General features: G+C 69.2%; 27 protein-coding genes. 1 reads left to right on the top strand and 26 read right to left on the bottom strand.

Annotated features, from left to right (window positions below; translation table 11 throughout):
* On the top strand, positions 1-450 hold the full coding sequence (locus ACLJQ7_RS33225; RefSeq protein WP_410652106.1) for a hypothetical protein: 450 nt from the start codon (positions 1-3) through the stop codon (positions 448-450).
* On the opposite strand, the gene ACLJQ7_RS33220 is transcribed toward ACLJQ7_RS33225, so the two are convergent.
* From ACLJQ7_RS33220 to ACLJQ7_RS33095, 26 genes are all read right to left on the bottom strand, one after another.
* On the bottom strand, positions 447-1,754 hold the full coding sequence (locus ACLJQ7_RS33220; RefSeq protein ID WP_410652105.1) for a PBSX family phage terminase large subunit: 1,308 nt from the start codon (positions 1,752-1,754) through the stop codon (positions 447-449). The two genes, ACLJQ7_RS33225 and ACLJQ7_RS33220, sit on opposite strands and share 4 nt — an antisense overlap.
* The gene (locus ACLJQ7_RS33215) at positions 1,751-2,308 is read right to left on the bottom strand and encodes a helix-turn-helix domain-containing protein (protein WP_410652104.1); all 558 of its coding nucleotides are present in this window, start codon (positions 2,306-2,308) and stop codon (positions 1,751-1,753) included. The genes ACLJQ7_RS33220 and ACLJQ7_RS33215 overlap by 4 nt, the downstream gene beginning before the upstream one ends.
* Positions 2,309-2,402: 94 nt before the next feature.
* The gene (locus ACLJQ7_RS33210; protein ID WP_410652103.1) at positions 2,403-2,759 is read right to left on the bottom strand and encodes a hypothetical protein; all 357 of its coding nucleotides are present in this window, start codon (positions 2,757-2,759) and stop codon (positions 2,403-2,405) included.
* Positions 2,760-2,840: 81 nt separating this feature from the next.
* Positions 2,841-3,116: a hypothetical protein gene (locus tag ACLJQ7_RS33205; protein ID WP_410652102.1), complete on the bottom strand. Its 276-nt coding sequence runs from the start codon at positions 3,114-3,116 to the stop codon at positions 2,841-2,843.
* 15 nt (positions 3,117-3,131) lie between these two features.
* Positions 3,132-3,686, bottom strand: a complete 555-nt coding sequence (locus ACLJQ7_RS33200; protein ID WP_410652101.1) for a WhiB family transcriptional regulator — start codon at positions 3,684-3,686, stop codon at positions 3,132-3,134.
* Positions 3,683-3,841, bottom strand: a complete 159-nt coding sequence (locus ACLJQ7_RS33195; RefSeq protein ID WP_410652100.1) for a hypothetical protein — start codon at positions 3,839-3,841, stop codon at positions 3,683-3,685. Before ACLJQ7_RS33195 ends, ACLJQ7_RS33200 begins: the two co-directional genes overlap by 4 nt.
* Positions 3,838-4,083: a hypothetical protein gene (locus tag ACLJQ7_RS33190; RefSeq protein WP_410652099.1), complete on the bottom strand. Its 246-nt coding sequence runs from the start codon at positions 4,081-4,083 to the stop codon at positions 3,838-3,840. Before ACLJQ7_RS33190 ends, ACLJQ7_RS33195 begins: the two co-directional genes overlap by 4 nt.
* Positions 4,080-4,499 (bottom strand): hypothetical protein, encoded by a 420-nt coding sequence (locus ACLJQ7_RS33185; protein WP_410652098.1) that lies wholly within the window; start codon positions 4,497-4,499, stop codon positions 4,080-4,082. Before ACLJQ7_RS33185 ends, ACLJQ7_RS33190 begins: the two co-directional genes overlap by 4 nt.
* Positions 4,496-4,903: a hypothetical protein gene (locus tag ACLJQ7_RS33180; RefSeq protein ID WP_410652097.1), complete on the bottom strand. Its 408-nt coding sequence runs from the start codon at positions 4,901-4,903 to the stop codon at positions 4,496-4,498. The genes ACLJQ7_RS33185 and ACLJQ7_RS33180 overlap by 4 nt, the downstream gene beginning before the upstream one ends.
* Before the next feature lie 156 nt (positions 4,904-5,059).
* Positions 5,060-5,410: a hypothetical protein gene (locus tag ACLJQ7_RS33175; RefSeq protein ID WP_410652096.1), complete on the bottom strand. Its 351-nt coding sequence runs from the start codon at positions 5,408-5,410 to the stop codon at positions 5,060-5,062.
* Entirely contained in the window at positions 5,407-5,532 is a 126-nt protein-coding gene (locus tag ACLJQ7_RS33170) for a hypothetical protein (protein ID WP_410652095.1), read from the bottom strand. The genes ACLJQ7_RS33175 and ACLJQ7_RS33170 overlap by 4 nt, the downstream gene beginning before the upstream one ends.
* Positions 5,525-6,160, bottom strand: a complete 636-nt coding sequence (locus tag ACLJQ7_RS33165) for a hypothetical protein (protein WP_410652094.1) — start codon at positions 6,158-6,160, stop codon at positions 5,525-5,527. The genes ACLJQ7_RS33170 and ACLJQ7_RS33165 overlap by 8 nt, the downstream gene beginning before the upstream one ends.
* Positions 6,153-6,599, bottom strand: a complete 447-nt coding sequence (locus ACLJQ7_RS33160; RefSeq protein WP_410652093.1) for a hypothetical protein — start codon at positions 6,597-6,599, stop codon at positions 6,153-6,155. Before ACLJQ7_RS33160 ends, ACLJQ7_RS33165 begins: the two co-directional genes overlap by 8 nt.
* Before the next feature lie 315 nt (positions 6,600-6,914).
* Positions 6,915-7,082, bottom strand: a complete 168-nt coding sequence (locus ACLJQ7_RS33155; protein ID WP_410652092.1) for a hypothetical protein — start codon at positions 7,080-7,082, stop codon at positions 6,915-6,917.
* 249 nt (positions 7,083-7,331) lie between these two features.
* Positions 7,332-7,868, bottom strand: coding sequence for a hypothetical protein (locus tag ACLJQ7_RS33150; RefSeq protein WP_410652091.1), 537 nt, complete (start codon positions 7,866-7,868; stop codon positions 7,332-7,334).
* Positions 7,865-8,095 (bottom strand): hypothetical protein, encoded by a 231-nt coding sequence (locus tag ACLJQ7_RS33145; RefSeq protein ID WP_410652090.1) that lies wholly within the window; start codon positions 8,093-8,095, stop codon positions 7,865-7,867. The genes ACLJQ7_RS33150 and ACLJQ7_RS33145 overlap by 4 nt, the downstream gene beginning before the upstream one ends.
* 360 nt (positions 8,096-8,455) lie before the next feature.
* A complete protein-coding gene (locus ACLJQ7_RS33140; RefSeq protein WP_410652089.1) occupies positions 8,456-9,370 on the bottom strand; it encodes a hypothetical protein in 915 nt (304 codons plus the stop codon).
* 95 nt (positions 9,371-9,465) lie between these two features.
* Entirely contained in the window at positions 9,466-10,011 is a 546-nt protein-coding gene (locus tag ACLJQ7_RS33135; RefSeq protein WP_410652088.1) for a hypothetical protein, read from the bottom strand.
* Positions 10,008-11,012, bottom strand: coding sequence for a hypothetical protein (locus ACLJQ7_RS33130; protein WP_410652087.1), 1,005 nt, complete (start codon positions 11,010-11,012; stop codon positions 10,008-10,010). The genes ACLJQ7_RS33135 and ACLJQ7_RS33130 overlap by 4 nt, the downstream gene beginning before the upstream one ends.
* Positions 11,009-11,221, bottom strand: a complete 213-nt coding sequence (locus ACLJQ7_RS33125) for a hypothetical protein (protein ID WP_410652086.1) — start codon at positions 11,219-11,221, stop codon at positions 11,009-11,011. The genes ACLJQ7_RS33130 and ACLJQ7_RS33125 overlap by 4 nt, the downstream gene beginning before the upstream one ends.
* The gene (locus ACLJQ7_RS33120) at positions 11,218-11,748 is read right to left on the bottom strand and encodes a hypothetical protein (protein WP_410652085.1); all 531 of its coding nucleotides are present in this window, start codon (positions 11,746-11,748) and stop codon (positions 11,218-11,220) included. The genes ACLJQ7_RS33125 and ACLJQ7_RS33120 overlap by 4 nt, the downstream gene beginning before the upstream one ends.
* A gap of 75 nt (positions 11,749-11,823) precedes the next feature.
* Complete coding sequence (locus ACLJQ7_RS33115) at positions 11,824-12,192, bottom strand: hypothetical protein (RefSeq protein ID WP_410652084.1); 369 nt, start codon at positions 12,190-12,192, stop codon at positions 11,824-11,826.
* Complete coding sequence (locus ACLJQ7_RS33110) at positions 12,189-12,857, bottom strand: hypothetical protein (protein ID WP_410652083.1); 669 nt, start codon at positions 12,855-12,857, stop codon at positions 12,189-12,191. Before ACLJQ7_RS33110 ends, ACLJQ7_RS33115 begins: the two co-directional genes overlap by 4 nt.
* The gene (locus ACLJQ7_RS33105; protein WP_410652082.1) at positions 12,854-13,057 is read right to left on the bottom strand and encodes a hypothetical protein; all 204 of its coding nucleotides are present in this window, start codon (positions 13,055-13,057) and stop codon (positions 12,854-12,856) included. Before ACLJQ7_RS33105 ends, ACLJQ7_RS33110 begins: the two co-directional genes overlap by 4 nt.
* Entirely contained in the window at positions 13,054-14,049 is a 996-nt protein-coding gene (locus ACLJQ7_RS33100; RefSeq protein ID WP_410652081.1) for a PD-(D/E)XK nuclease family protein, read from the bottom strand. Before ACLJQ7_RS33100 ends, ACLJQ7_RS33105 begins: the two co-directional genes overlap by 4 nt.
* Positions 14,049-14,195, bottom strand: coding sequence for a hypothetical protein (locus ACLJQ7_RS33095; protein WP_410652080.1), 147 nt, complete (start codon positions 14,193-14,195; stop codon positions 14,049-14,051). The genes ACLJQ7_RS33100 and ACLJQ7_RS33095 overlap by 1 nt, the downstream gene beginning before the upstream one ends.
* Positions 14,196-14,212 lie beyond the last annotated feature (17 nt).

Genomic DNA, 14,212 nt, shown 5'->3' with positions numbered 1-14,212 from the left:
ATGCCGAGCAAGGGCGCCATCATCGGAACGAGCGCAGCCGGCGTCGTGCTTCTCGCCGGCGGAGGCGTGGCCGCGGCGATCGCCCTGTCGGCAGACGACACACCGGCGGCCCGACCCGGTCTTACCGCCAAGGGGCACGTCGCCCTCACGAAGAACGTCCACTACAGCCGGGACGTGGGCCGGTGCTTCGCCGACGCCGTCCGCCAACCCGACATCCGGGAAGGCGCATCCGTGACCATCCGGGACAGCGCGAACGCAATCGTCGCGGCTGGCGTCCTCGAATTCGGCGCGATCTCGCCGTCGAACGTCGCGGTCTGCGAGTTCAACTTCCGCATCCCCGGGGTGCCGACCGGATCGAAGTTCTTCACCGTCGCGGTGGGCAGCGGCGCGCCGGCGCCCGTCTCGTCCGATGACCTGTTCGGCCCTGGCGTCGTATTGCAGCCGAACTAGGCCGCGTTCTGCTCGGCGGCGAGGCCGAGTTCGGGGAGCCACTGCCGCCAGATCGGCCGGGCGGCCATGACGCCGTAGCGGAGGGCATCGGGCCCGTGGTCGTCCTGCTTCACGGGCTGTTCTTCGCCGCGTTCGAGGGCGGCGTCGTCCCACACGTAGCCACACATCTCGTCCCACAGGTGCGGGCAGGCCGCGTTGTCGATGACAAGGCGGCCGCCCGAGATGAGCGACGCGACGGCGCGAAGGCCGACGTCGACCCTGTTGTCCGCCGAGCGGAGTCCGGGCCAGCCGTCCGAACGCATCTGGACGCGCAGTGAGGCCGCTGACGGGTCGAGCACGGTGCCCGGGGCGACCGGTGAGCGTTCGAGTAGCGGCCCGGACCATGCGGCCATCCGCGCCGAGATTTGTGCATCGGTGAGTTGCCCGGCGGCGCGGCCGTCGTGGCGCCACTCGGCGACTGCGTGCAGCCGTTCCGGCGTGATCAGCGTGCCGTCGCGGATCAGGGGTGCGGTGTGCACGAGCAGTACCGCGTGTGTCGGGTTGCTGGTGCCGTAGTCGGCGGCGATCCACGCGTTCCGCCACAGCCCGGAACCCGGGGCGGTGACGCAGTGCCGTTTCTCGTCGAGCATCTGGTAGATCGCGCCCTCGGCGGCGACCCACTTCCCGAGGATGAACCGGTCGAACCACAGGCCGGTGAATTCGGCCATGAGGCCGCGGACGTACTCGCGGTCGAGCCCGGGATTGTCGTGCAGGTTGAAGTGGAACGAGATGAGGTCGGGTCGGTCGGGGTCGTCGAGCGGTAGGCGTTCCTTCTTGAGGAAGTTCTTGTTCAGCCAGTGCGTTGGCGTGTCGGGGTTGGTCGTGCCGAACAGCTTCGCCCCGGGCACCGACATGCGGCCGAGTAGCTGGGTGAAGAACGCCTCGGGCACGACGGTGATCTCGTCGACGTAGGCGCCGGCGAGCGTCAAACCGCGGATGCGGGATTCGGCACGGGCGTCGTTGGCGCCGATGATGTGCACGAGGCGCCCGAGGATGCGCGCGGTGGTGGCGCCGCGGGTGTAAGAGATCGCGCTCGGGGCCATGTCGGCGATGACGTCGAGCACGTTCCGGGCGAGCGTGTCTCGGGTTTTGCCGATCATCGCGAGCGGCCCGGCAGGCGCGGTCCGCACGAACATCAACCACCGCGCGATGGATCCGATGGTCTTGCCGGACCTGATCGCGCCTTCCCAGATGTTAATGCGGTGCGTGGCGTCGAGGATGCTGTCTTGCTGCTTGACGGACAGGCACGCCCGCGTGTCGGTCACCCGGCGTCGTCCTGCTCGGTGGCCGCCGCGGCGTCGCGCGCGAGGCGGGCGGCACGGAGCGATTCCTCGAACTGCTCCAGCATCCCGGACGCTTGCCCGGCGCCGGCGGTTTCGGCGTCGAGGCGCGCGAGGTTCGCGGTTTGCTGCGCGGCCGCGGTGATGGCGCCCATGGTGGCGCGCCAGTCGGACGGGCCCGCGGGGAGCACGGTCTCGCGGACTTCCTCGGCGGTGGGGTCGACCTTGATCACATGGAGGTGGACGACGTCGCCGAACAGGCGGTCGCGAAGCTCGGCGATGTCGTCGAGCAGGCCGGATTGCAGCTCGGTTCGGCGCTTGGCGAGGTCGGCGGCGCGGGCGGCGGTCGCGGCCTCGGTTCGTTCGCGACGGTCTTCCCACGCGTCGGCGAGGTCTGCGTCGGCGGCGACCCGGTACACGGTGGAGACGGACACGCCGAATTCGCGCGCGATGGCGCGTTGTGTGGGCGTGGGGTCTCGCCGGATCGCGTCGGCGATCCGTTCGCGGGTTTCCTGCGGGAGTGATGGGTGGCCGGACACCCCGTGATCGTGTTCGGCGGGTGTTACCTGGTGAGCAGGTCGCGGGCCCGGTTTGCCGAGGGGAGGGATCACCCCGGGCCCGCGAGTTTGTGGGTTACCTCGGGCGGTAGCGGTCGTTCCGCGGTTCGAGGCCAAGCGAGCGCAGAAGCTCGACCGACGCGTTTGTGACGTCTTCGCTGCCGCCATGGCCGCCGATGCGCCACAGCAGTTCAGCGAGATTCACGCCTGACTGCTTGTTCATGGCGGTGAGGTAACGGGCCATGTCTGGGGCCCACATGCCGTGCAACGTCGCGAGCGGCTGGTCGAGGTCGGTTGCGATGACGACGGGCTCGGGTCCGGTCTCGTCGATGCGCCACCACGGGAGGCCGCCGGCGATCTTCCGCCATTCGTCGGCGAGTGCGCCGATGTGGCGGCGGGTGTCGATCTCGCGTCGTTCGCGCTGGTTGGGCATGGTGTGCTCCTGGTGGTGGTTGCCGGGCGGGTCTTCCCCACCCGCCCGGCTCGGTCACCATAGAACACGTGTTCGAGAGTTTCAAATCGTGCCGAAAGACTGTTCCGGAGTCGCCGCGGGCGGGGCCTCGCCGCTGGACGGCGTCACCGCCGTGACCGTCGCCTCGATCGTGCCCTTACCGGTGTCGATGGTGATCGCGTCGCCGATCACGAGCGCCGGAGCGGGCACGGGCGGCGGCTCGACGACCGGCGGCGGCACGAAGTCCGACAGGCGCGGCGTGATCGGCTCACCGAAAAACTCGCTGGGTGGTTCGGCGGGCTTCCGCCGCGGGGGCTGAGGGTACGGAGGCAGGGACACGACAGTCGGTTCCTTTCAGGCGACGAGGCGGAGCGTGGGCCGCTCGGCGGCGGGTTCGGTGGCGGGCAGCGGCGGGAGACCCGGGAGCGGCAACACGAGCTGGCCGGGGCCGAGGACGTGCCTGCCGACGCGGACCGGCTGCACGAGCTCGGCGGGCGACGTCCATACGTCCCGGTCGCGGGCGGCCTTGCGGGCGCGGGCGCGCCGGTCGAATTCGTAGAGGGCGTGCGCGCGGCGGCAGTCCGGGCAGGTGCACCCGTGCTTCGCGTACCGGGAGTTCGTGCCGTGCTCGGGCAGGACGGCGGGCACCGGGTACCCGAGTTCGAGCGCGACGGCCTTGCGGTCCTTGCGGTCGAGGCCTCCCCAGATTCCCCAGGGTTCGCCGCGTTCGAGTGCGTCGGTGGCGCATTGGAGCCGGACGGGGCAGGCACGGCAGATGACGCGGGCGGCGAGCGCGACCGGTCCGCGAGCTTCGATGAAGTCCAGTTCGGGGAAAAGCTGGCACGCGCCTTTCCCGTGCCAGTCGGGCACGGTGCGCGGGAGGCGGGGCGGCTCGGCGACGGCGGTCACGACAGCAGTCCCACGAGGACGGCCGCCGCCCCGCCGAGCACGCCGGCGGTGCCGACGGCGGCGCCGAGCGCGACCAGCGCCCCGATGAGGGCAACGGCGGTCGCGACGGCGAGCAGCAGCGCGGCGGCGCGGCCGAGATGGCGCAGCAGGGTCACGTGTCGTTCCTCCGTTCGATGACGCGGTCGGCGAGGTCGGCGGGTGGCGGGTCAGAGTCGACGAGCCACCCGACGATTTCCTCGACGGTCCACTCGGTCTCGGCCTCGACGTACACGCGGCCGAGCTTCGAGGCGCCGCGGTTCGGGTAGAACTCGCTGATCTCGCGTACGTCGAAGACGACGCGCAGCAGTTCGGAGGCCGCCGCTGTTTCCTTCTCGGTGCCGGTGATGCGGATCTTCACGGGCGGACCTCGATTTCGAGCCAGAGTCGACGCTCTCCCTTGCCGGGGTGGATCACCGGCATGTGCTTCTTCATGTACTTCGGGGTGTCGTCTGGGACGAGTTCGAGCCCGATCCACTGCCGGTTGCGTCCGCGGGCGAGGGCGTCGCACGCGGCTTTCAGCGTCGGCACGAGGTTGTCCTCGTCGCGCCGCCGGTTGTCGCCGGGCGCGTAGTGCAGCGTCACTGTGATGTGGCTGCCGGTCGGGATGCCGGCGCGGCGGGCGGCGTCGCGGACGCCGTAGCGGATCACGGTGGTGCGTTGGGCGCGCTGCATGTGGTGCCAGCGGTCGTTTTCGGAGAGCGGGGGTTCGAGCGGGCCGCCTTTGCGGCGTCGCATCATCGGTACGTCGACCTCGAACCGGCGCGGCGCGTTCACGCGGCACCGCCGAGGATGAGCTTTGCGACGGCCTCGGCCTCGGCGAACGGGCAAGGTTCCCCGGTCGCCGCCCACTCGGCCGTGTTGTCCAGCCACGCGGCGAGCGGTTCGGCGATCGTGGGCGAGACGAGCAGGAGGTAGGCGTTGACGTCCTCGTAGCGTGCGGCGTGCGTCTCGATGAGCACGGTGGGCCGGTCCGGATCGTTGACGATGACGGGGTCGCCGAGGGTGCGTGTCTTGCTGGGCACCCATTTGCCGGGTGGGACGGCCGAGGCGCGTTCGCGGAGCAGCTTCGCAGCGGCGCGGAGTTCGTCCGCGGGGGTTGCGGACGGCTTGTCCGGGTGGCACGCGGCAGTGAGCTTGTGCGGGTAGGGCTGGCCGGTGGGACAGGTGGACTCGCTCACGGGCGGCCTCCGGTGGTGTTGGGTGCCGGGCAGGGCGGGACGCGGGGGTCGAGGTGGAGCACGTACAGGGATCCGCGGTCGGTGGGGGTAAGCGAGTGGCGGGGTATCCGCACCGTCCACACGGGACACCGCCGAGCGGGATCGTGGTCGTGATGTTCACGGGAAGAGGACCCCCTCGAACGTGTCGGCCGCGGCCTTGTCTGCGCGGGAAAGCCAGCGGGTGACGTCGTGTTCGGCGCGGTCCTCGTCGGATGCCGGGAGCCAGCGGTAGAGGCCGGGCGCGGCGCCCTGGAGCCACTGGTGCATGGCGTCGGAGAGTTCGGCGACGGCCTGTCGCGACGGATCCTCGTCGGGGACGTAGTACGCCTCTTCGACGGCCGAGTAGCGGATCACCATCTCGTCGTCGTCATCGACGGCGGCGGCCAACGCGGCGTGAGGGTCGAGCGTTCCGACGACGATGAACCCGTCTTCGGCGAGCCATTCGACGTGAAGGCGGGTCTCGGTCATGGCCGGGGGTTCCTTTCCTGCCAGGCGATCGCGCGGGATCGGGCGACGCGGGCACGGACGGTTTCGCGGGTGCGGAGGATGGCGGCGTAGGCGCGTACGAGCAGGCTCACGAGGTCAGGCACGGTCGCCCCCGTGGGGGTTACGTCGGAGTGCGTAGGTGATGCCTGCCGGGTAGTCGGTGACCACGAACCGGTCTTGACGGATCCGGTGCGCAAGGTCCGTGACCGCGGACAGGTCGGCGGAATCGAGACCGATCATGACCCCCGGCTCGTCGTAGACGCGCCGAACGTCACTGCGAAGGCGGCGCGACGAAAACAGGTGCACGGGCGCGAAGCCGTACCCGGACACGCCGAGCGCATCGAGGTGCTGCTCGACCACATCCGCGGGGTGCACGGTGGCGGCCGAGTGGTAGCCCTCGCGAAGACCGAGCATGATCGCGATCGTTGGCAGATCCTCGGGCGCATCGGCCAGAGCACACCATCCCTCGGCCGCCGCAAGCCGCTCCGCGAACGCGACGCAGTCCTCAACGGATGGTGTGCTGTGCGTGCTGCTCGGATCACGTAGTAACGCGACCTGCTCGACGTACTTGCCCTGCTCCACGATTGCCGCCGTGACGGGCACATCCGGTGTGCACGCGACCGCGAGGATGTTCTGTACCTGCTCGCGGGTGATGTGCCGCTCGGGCGCGAGGACGGCATCCCACGCACCGAGAGCGGATGCGGTCACGGTGTAGGAGACGCGGTCAGCCACGGTCAGCCTCCTTGCGGTTGAGGCGTTCCGCGAGCTGGCGTCGGGACTCGGCGTGTCCCTGCCAGCGGTGGTAGTCCGCGGTGTTGTCGGGGTGGCAGTTGTTGATGGCCGTGATGACCTGGCCCCGTTCGGCGATGAAGTCGCGGATCACCTCGCGTTCGGCCCGCGCGTCGAGGTAGGCGAGGCCGTCGACGTCGCCGTAGATCGCGATCGCGCACATCGGGCACGGGCCCGCGGGGTCGGTGGCGCAGTCCTGGCAGCGTTCCGGGCGGGTGAGGCCGGACAGGTCGGCGAGCACGGCGCGGATGTCGGAGGCGCGGAGCACCTTCGCGTCCGGGCCAAGGCCGAATCCGTGGATCACGTCGGCGCGGGCGTCGAGGTGGCGTTTGCGTTCGGCGACGTAGGCGCTGATGCGCGCGGCCGCGGCGATGTCCGTCACTTGTCGAGCCCTTCGTGTCGCTTCGCGTTCGAGTTCCAGCAGTCCGGGTCGGTGCAGTTCCCGTTGGAGTTCACGGGGTGTCCACATGGGCTGTCCGGGAGCTTGGGGAGTTTGCTCATCGGGTACCGGCTTTCGAGACCTCGGTGAGGGGAAAGAACTTTCGGGCGATGTACTCCCACGAGCACGGGTGAGTTTCGGGGGAGACCCACACGCCGGTCGGGTACCAGGACCACACGTCGCCGTGCCGGTCCGTGACGTCGGGCCGGTCGGCGGGTTCCGGGGTGCCTCGACCCCATTCGCGGGGTTTCGTGTCGGTCATCGGGCGCCGCCGGTGAGCAGCAGGCCGAGCACGAAGATCACGGTGACGACGATCTTTACCGTGCGGGCAACGATTTCGAGATTGTGGTCGTGGGCGAGAAGCCACGTCCACGTGCGCGCGGTCGCGCTCGGCGCCGCGGGCTTGTGTCCGATTCGGACGGTCATTTGTCGTCTCCATCCTGTGTGGCCGGGTTGAACACACACCCGGGCTCGTTGCAGGGGCCTCGGTGTGAGGTGGAGAGGTGGTTGTTCGGGCACTGGTAGACCACGCCCGACTCGGGCTCCGGTCGTCCGCGCCACCGTGCGGCGTCTCCGCTCAAGGGGTGCCTCCGAAGATGAGAGAGAAGAGGATGAGGACGAGGCCGGCGAGGGCGAGCGCGACGCCGAGGCGCCGCACCCACCACTGCCAGGGCTTCACGACGTGGCCTCGGCGGGCGGCTCGGCGGGGATGGCGCGTTCGTCGTTGTCGCGCCACGACCAGTGGTAATCGAGGCCCTGGTGGAATTCGCTTTCGTGGCCGGCGTCGAGCACACACCGGTAGGTGCTGTCGCGGATGTCGCGGTATCGGTCACCGGTGAAGTCCGCGAACGGGCGGATCACCGACGTGCACTGCGTCGCCTCGACGTAGTCCCAGCCGCCGGGCTCGTCGCCGACGACGGGCCATGTGCACCGGCACGTCGGGCAGCGGAAGCCGTCCGCGTCACACTCGACCTCTTCACCGCACACGGAGCAGGGCGGCATGGTCGGGGTGAGCGGCGGCGGCGCGGGCCGGTCGGCGATCAGTCCGGCGAGGACGTCGGCGAAGAACGCGGTTCCGTGGTTGGGGTTGAACGGGTTGACCAGGCCGACGCCGATTCGTCCGTTGCCGTAGTCGTTCAGGTTCCGGACGCGCCACGTCGCGCCGGACATGAGGGTCAGGATCTCGCCGACGGGGAACTCGCGGGCGGTCATCGGTCTGCGATCCATCGCAACGCGGCAGTGAAGTTGACGTGGAGATGGTTGTCTTTCGGATCGGCGATCCGAGTACATAGCCATTTACCCCAACTGTTCGCCTGTGGAAGGCGCTCGACGCGGTAGCCCTCGACTTCCCAGAGACCCGGCTTGATGCACCGGTGTTCCAGTGCGGCGAGCAGCGCTCCCCGTTCGGTCTTGTGCTCACGGGCGGTCGGGTCCTTCACGGGGCGTCCTTTCGGCGAATGGGGTCAGGGCGTTGCCCGCAGGACTTCGGCGATCCGCCGCCGCTGGAGTGCTTCCAGTAAGTGCTTTTGATGCCTTTGCCCCAGATCCGAATGGGGAGTCCGCATCGGCGGCACACGTAGGTGCTTCGCTTCACTTGAGGCCATTCCTTTTGAGGTACTGGGCCACCGCCCGGTCGATCCGCCGACGATGCGGGGCGGTCGGCTTGCCGGACGGCGTGCGGCAGGTGTCGTCAGCTCCGGACCCGCACCGGTGGCAATCCGACCCCAGTGCGAGCCGGTCAAGCCGCTCATCACGGGGGGTGGAGTTGTTGACCGACTGGCAGGTTCGGTCTGTGTCGCTCATCGGTGGTCCTCGCGGGCGTAGCCGTCGGCGTCCTGCTCGGCGCCCGGCACGATCGGCGGCTCGAACTTGGCCGGGAGTCCGTCGTTGGTCGGGTGCTTGAAGAACTGGCCGGACTGGTTGAACGTCGGGTCACACCAGCAGTCGGCCGAGGGGATGTGGTCGCGCGGGATCGGCCGCTCGCACGCTTCGATCAGGCGCGCCGGTACCTCGTCGAGCGACAGCGTGTACCGCTTGAGGGCCTTGGCGAGCGCCTTGGTCTCGGCATCGCGGGTGATCGCGGTGACCGTGAACGGGATGTCGCGCCGCTTGCCGATGCATCCAGCCGCGGTGATCTGGTACTTGCCGTTGTGCTTGCGCACCTCGACCGTTTCGGCACCGAGGCTCGCGATCCACGGGCGAAGGGCGGCGATCGAACTCGTGCCCTCTTTGGTCCAGAGCTGCGCGTATGCCTCGGAGCTGGCGGAGATGTTGCTAAAACTCCAGTGCAGTTCGTGCGTGCGTGCGTGCTCGATGATCGCGGCGGCGCGATCGAGCGGGGTCAGTTCGCGCGGTGCCTCGGCGGCGCGGCGGTCGATCTCGGCGCGGAGGACGCGGAGCGCGATCACGGTTCGGGCGTCGCTCTCCTGGGCGAGCTCGGCGAACTGGAGCAGGTGCGGGAGTGCGTCGGTGTCGACGTCGGCGAGTTCGCGTTCGACGTCGTGGGCGATGGCGCGCGCGTGCGTCTCGTCCATGAGCGCGCGGATCAGGTTGGGCAGGTTCTCGCGGTACTCGAAGTCGGTGGTCATGTCGTCGACGGGCTCGTCCTGCGCGAGAAGCGCGTCGTCGAGGCGTTCACGAAGCTCGGCGTCGGTGAGCGTGGACAGGTCCTCGCTCACGATGTCGATGCGGGTGGTCAATCCGCTGTCGGTCATGTCGTCTCCCTTGGTGTGTCACCGCCTGCGCGGCGACTTACGGCAACGCTATCAACTTGCGTGCGCGCACGCAAGAACTGACGTGAACGGAAGTATTACGGCACGATAACGGTAATCGCGGCGAACGCGGCATCCATCCGGGTCGGGTGGCACGGTTCCTTCGTCAACGGCTTGCCCCTCGACGTGCACGGCTCCTGCGGCGCGGCCTTGCACCACACCACTGGGCACGCCACCGAACGCCACGATCGGCGCGCCGCGATGTTCGCCTCAACTGCCTGCTCGACCTCATCGAGGTCGAGCTCGCTACCGGTCCGCTCGGCCGCTGCGATCGCCTTCCGCGCCGCCAAGGCTGTGAACACCCGGTCGACTCCGTTCCGGATCGTCTCCGGATCCGCCGGCGGCGAAACGTGCGTCGGCGACGCGTACCGACGCCGATTCCGGTACCACCCGGCAATGTCCGCCGGTGTGATCGTGGCCTTCGTCTCCCGGTAGTGCTCGACGAGCGCCTTCTCCGCGGCCGCCATCGGAATATCGCCGAGCATCGACTCCCAGATCCGCAACACGAGTTCATCCGGCTGCGGCGCGTACTGGTCGACGGCCGAGGCCGCGGCGAGGATCTGCGTCACCTCGGTCCGGTTCACGACGCGCTCCCGGCTTCGAGCTCCAGGAACGGCGCATCCGGCAACGCCCCGAACGGCGCTTGAACGGGCATCTCCGCACCCTCACCCGCCGCGAGCTCCAGCCACCCGCGCACCTTCGCGCCACGCCCTGACGGCGGCCTCGACGCGCGTCCGCCCGCGACGAGGGTCGCCCCGTGTCCGGCCTGTTCTTTGATGACGTCGGCGACGAGCGAGGGGAGGATCTTGGGCCCGATGCCGGTCTTTTCGTTCCACCTGGTGAGGGCGGCGCTGATGGTGGGTTCGTCGAATTCGGCGAGGAGCTGAACGACCTCGAAGGCGAGGGCCGAGCGGGTGGCGCTGGGGATGCGGTTCCCGATGGTCTTGCCGACGAGCTTGTAGGCCTGGACGCTGCGGGGCCCCGAGGGGGCGGGACCCGTAGCGGGCCGGTTCGGCTCGTTGTCGCTTTGGCGCGTGGTGGGTACGTAGGGGGCCTCGGAAAGGTGGTTAGTTCTTTCTTCCTCTACCTCTGCCATGTATTTGCCATTGCTGGTGCCATGGCTGGGGCTATGGCTGTTGCTATCCGGTTTCGGGGTGGTTTTCGGCCCGGTTTCGGGCGGGTTGCCCCACCTCTTGGCGGCGCCCTTGCGGCCTCGCTCGGCGGCTGACCTGCGGTGTTCGTCCACTTCGGACCGGGACCGGTTGTGGGCGAGGTAGTCGTGAACGAATGCTTGTCCCTTCGGAATTTCGGGGCACTTTTCGCACGTGTGGCCGTGCTCGTGGACGAGGCCGACGGCGACGAGTTTCCGCGCTTTTTGCGTCGAGATCCCAGCCTCGGCGGCGATGGTGCGGAGGGTGATCCAGCCGTCGGTGTGGAAGCCGCCGACATACAGCAGGGCGGCGACGTAGCCCCATGCGGCGGCAGGGTCGCCCATGGCCATGATCTTGGGGTGGCGGGCCAGTTCGACCGTGAGGCGGATGAACTCGCGTTCGTCGGTCGGCCGGCTGGTGGTGCGGGTGGTCAAGGTGTCGCCTCCCTGGCGTCGATGAGGTCGCCGCGGCCGTAGCGGCGGGCGTCGGCGGCGCACTCGGGCAAACGCCACCAGTGGGTGTTGCCGAGGTCGTTGTCGTCCGGCGCGGCGACGTGTTCGAGGTAGACCTCGCCCGGCTTGATCACGCAGCAGTACGGGTGCGTGTGGTGCTTGCGGGCTCGGCGGGCGGTCGTGCGGATCACGCGGCGGCCCCGCTGTCCTGCTCGGCGCCGCGCCGCGCGAGAGCGGCCTCGTTGGCGCGGATCTTGTCGCGAATGGCCTGGCGGCGTTTCTCGACGGTGCGGCGGGTGACGCCGGTCCGCTCGGCGACGCCGCGTGTGGAGAGGCCGGCGACGATGAGGCGGTCGACGGCGGCGAGGGTTTCGCTCTTGGTGTTGGGCAGTGCGTTCGCGGGCAGGGGTACGTAATCGGGGTGAAGTGCTTTCATGCCGCCGATGTCGGCCGTCCACGCGGGCGGTTCGGTGGTGATCTGGTCGGGGTCGGCCATGGCGGCGACGGTGACGAGGGCAGCGATGAGGCGTTCGGGGGTTTCTGTGCCCCATCGGTTGAGGCGGCCCCAGATCTCGCGGACGTCGAGTTCGCGGACGTCGACGATGAGTTCGAGGGCGTCCTTGGTGGCCAGGTGGGCGCGGAATCCGGGGTTGCCGGGCAGGTTTTGCGGGCAGTGGGCGAGGTCGTCGAGTCGGACGGTGGTGGGGTTTTCGGACATGGCGGTGACCTTTCGGGGAGTGCAGTGCGGGCCGCGCCCGGTCGTGATGGCGCGGCCCGCGGTGGTGGGTCGTGATCAGTTGCCGGTGCGTTGTGATGGTGTTGCGGGGGTGGCACGGTCGGCGCGTCTCCAGACGCCGTTGCGGCTGGCGTGCCGGGATCTCGCCGAGCTGACGCGGGTTGCTTCGCGGACGATGCGGCCGTTCTTGGCGGCGATCCCGAGCGCCGAGCTGACGAGGTTCCGGTCGTACGGGGCGCCGGACTCGTCGAACTCCACCACCCGGTGGACGTCGTCGGCGGTGAACTGCGCACCGGACCGGATGAGCAGTTCGAGCGCGACCTCGACACGCTCGCTGTCGTCCCGGTACGGCTTCCGCCCAGCGGCGAGGTTCGCAGACATCCCGGCGTGCCGATCCGCGAGGGCCAGTTCGAGTTGGTCGGTCATGCTGCCTGCTTCCGGGTGCGCGCTGCGGGGTGAACGAAGGGCTGACCGACGGGGAACACAGGCGCCGGACCCGCGATCGAGGCCGGGGCGCGGACGGGCATGATCAGGCCGCGGTACCGGTCACCGATCGTGATATGGACGGGCTTGTGCCGGTCCTGCATCTGAACGGCCAGGTACTCGCCGCGGGACTTGGCGATGTCGCTAAATCGCTTGAGGCAAGCGGGGTTGAGCATCGTCTCGCGGGTCGGCTTGGCGGCCGCCTCGTTGAAAAGTTCACCAACGGGCGGGAACGCCGGAGCCGGGCCGTGGCTCGTGATCGTCGCGCTGACGGTGTTCGTGGTGAAGGTGATTCGGTCGTCGGGGTGCACGGCGATGGCGAGGTCGCCGTTGAGGCCGCCCGCTTTGATGACGGTGAGGATGCGTTTCGCGTCGGCGAGCGGGATCCAGGCGTCGGGGATGCGGCCGACGGTGGGGGCGTGTGCCTGCCCGAGGGTGAAACGGTCGGTTGACGTCGCGACGAGGACGGACTTTCGGGGCGGCGTGTGGAGCAGGACGCCACAGATCATCGGTAGCGACTGGTCGGTGCCCGAGGTGCGCAGCGTGTCGGTGAGCATCGCGAAGAAGTCGCCGACGGGAAGGGTGGTTTTCCGGGTTCGCGTGGTCATGCGGCCGACGCCTCCGTTTCGGGGTGGGGTAGGGGTTTGCTGGTCAGGTGCCACCGTCCACAGTGGTCACATTCGTAGGCGCGGGATTCGAGGCGGCGGCCCGGTTTGCACTTGGACCAGATGCGGCCGAGCATGTCGTCGGCCGCGGCCTCGGTCGGGTACTTCTTCTTGCCGGTGCACCCGCGCACCCGCACGGTCACGGCTCGGCGTCCGGAAGTTTCGCGAACCCGAGTTTGATCGAGGTCGACGTCGTCACGGGCGGTTTCGCCCCGGCCTTGCGGTAGTCGGCGCGGACCTGGTCCCCGTCGAGGCGTTCGGGGTTCGTGATCGTCCATTGGAGACCTCTTTCGTACCCGACGTCGAGGATGTCGGACTTCCCGGAAACGTTGGGGCGCAGCGCATCGAGCGCGCCCTTGGCCTCTTCTTCAAGCGCCTTCGCGGCCTTGATCGCTGCGCGCGCGTCGGCGAGCTGCCGGGCCCACTTCTCGCCGTCGGGGTCCTCGACGAACAGCACCGAGCGGCGATCGCGGTCCGGGACGTAGCCGTTCCAGCAGATGTCGAGGAATGGGCAGTGTCCGCAGAACGGGCCGTCGGGCTCGTAGTCGCGGTGGAGCATGTCGAGGTCAGCGTCGCGGACCTCGCGGAGCCAGTCGAGCGCGTCCCGCACGGCCTCGACGGTCGGTTTCCCGACCCACCGGTAAACCTCGCCGGTGTCGCGCGCGATGTAGTCGATCACGATGCGGCGCACGCGGATGCCCTTTGCGATCAGCGCGGCGGCGTACCCGTTGACCTGCCACAGGTGCGACCGGTCCGGACCCCATATCTTGATGTGCTCCAACCACCGCGAGGACGTGGTCTTGACGTCGATCAAGTCCTCGGGCTCGGCCTCGTACCGGTCGAGGTGACCGATGATCCCGGCGAACACGACCTCGTACTCGACAAGGTCATCCGGCGCGGCGGTCTCGTTCAACCGCTGCTGCACGGCCTCATGAATCGCCGTCCCCAACACAGCCTGAACGGATCCGCCAGGGTTCGACGGCTCGACGCCGGCGAGGCGGTATCCGGCGCGGCGGCGGCATCCGCCGACCTCGGACCAGCCCAGCTCACGTTGCCGCGAGCGGGGTCGGGTCCGGTCCCATTCGAGCAGAAGGTCGGCGGTCGTGCGTTCCTGCTCGGTGAGCGGCGCGGCCATTAGAACGGGATCTCTTCGCGGAAGACGCGTCCGCGGCCGGACTTCTCGGCTGCCCGGAGCGTCGAGTTCAGCCGCGTTGCTGCCATCTGCGCGTGCTCGGCGACTTCCAGGACGTCATCCCCGGCCAGGTCGGTGGGCACGGACACGGCGACTTCAACCCGGA

This window comes from Amycolatopsis sp. cmx-4-54 (assembly GCF_046548895.1).
GTDB lineage: Bacteria > Actinomycetota > Actinomycetes > Mycobacteriales > Pseudonocardiaceae > Amycolatopsis.
The sequence above is the reverse complement of the archived record's forward strand: the minus strand, read 5'-3'. Positions and strand labels throughout refer to the sequence as shown.

What these genes read in the sequence shown, in the direction of transcription:
- ACLJQ7_RS33225 (WP_410652106.1), top strand. Translation starts at nt 1, where the DNA reads ATGCCGAGCAAGGGCGCCATCATCGGAACGAGCGCAGCCGGCGTCGTG.
- ACLJQ7_RS33210 (WP_410652103.1), bottom strand. Translation starts at nt 2,759, where the DNA reads ATGCCCAACCAGCGCGAACGACGCGAGATCGACACCCGCCGCCACATC.
- ACLJQ7_RS33175 (WP_410652096.1), bottom strand. Translation starts at nt 5,410, where the DNA reads ATGACCGAGACCCGCCTTCACGTCGAATGGCTCGCCGAAGACGGGTTC.
- ACLJQ7_RS33155 (WP_410652092.1), bottom strand. Translation starts at nt 7,082, where the DNA reads ATGACCGTCCGAATCGGACACAAGCCCGCGGCGCCGAGCGCGACCGCG.
- ACLJQ7_RS33150 (WP_410652091.1), bottom strand. Translation starts at nt 7,868, where the DNA reads ATGACCGCCCGCGAGTTCCCCGTCGGCGAGATCCTGACCCTCATGTCC.
- ACLJQ7_RS33140 (WP_410652089.1), bottom strand. Translation starts at nt 9,370, where the DNA reads ATGACCGACAGCGGATTGACCACCCGCATCGACATCGTGAGCGAGGAC.
- ACLJQ7_RS33120 (WP_410652085.1), bottom strand. Translation starts at nt 11,748, where the DNA reads ATGTCCGAAAACCCCACCACCGTCCGACTCGACGACCTCGCCCACTGC.
- ACLJQ7_RS33115 (WP_410652084.1), bottom strand. Translation starts at nt 12,192, where the DNA reads ATGACCGACCAACTCGAACTGGCCCTCGCGGATCGGCACGCCGGGATG.
- ACLJQ7_RS33110 (WP_410652083.1), bottom strand. Translation starts at nt 12,857, where the DNA reads ATGACCACGCGAACCCGGAAAACCACCCTTCCCGTCGGCGACTTCTTC.
- ACLJQ7_RS33100 (WP_410652081.1), bottom strand. Translation starts at nt 14,049, where the DNA reads ATGGCCGCGCCGCTCACCGAGCAGGAACGCACGACCGCCGACCTTCTG.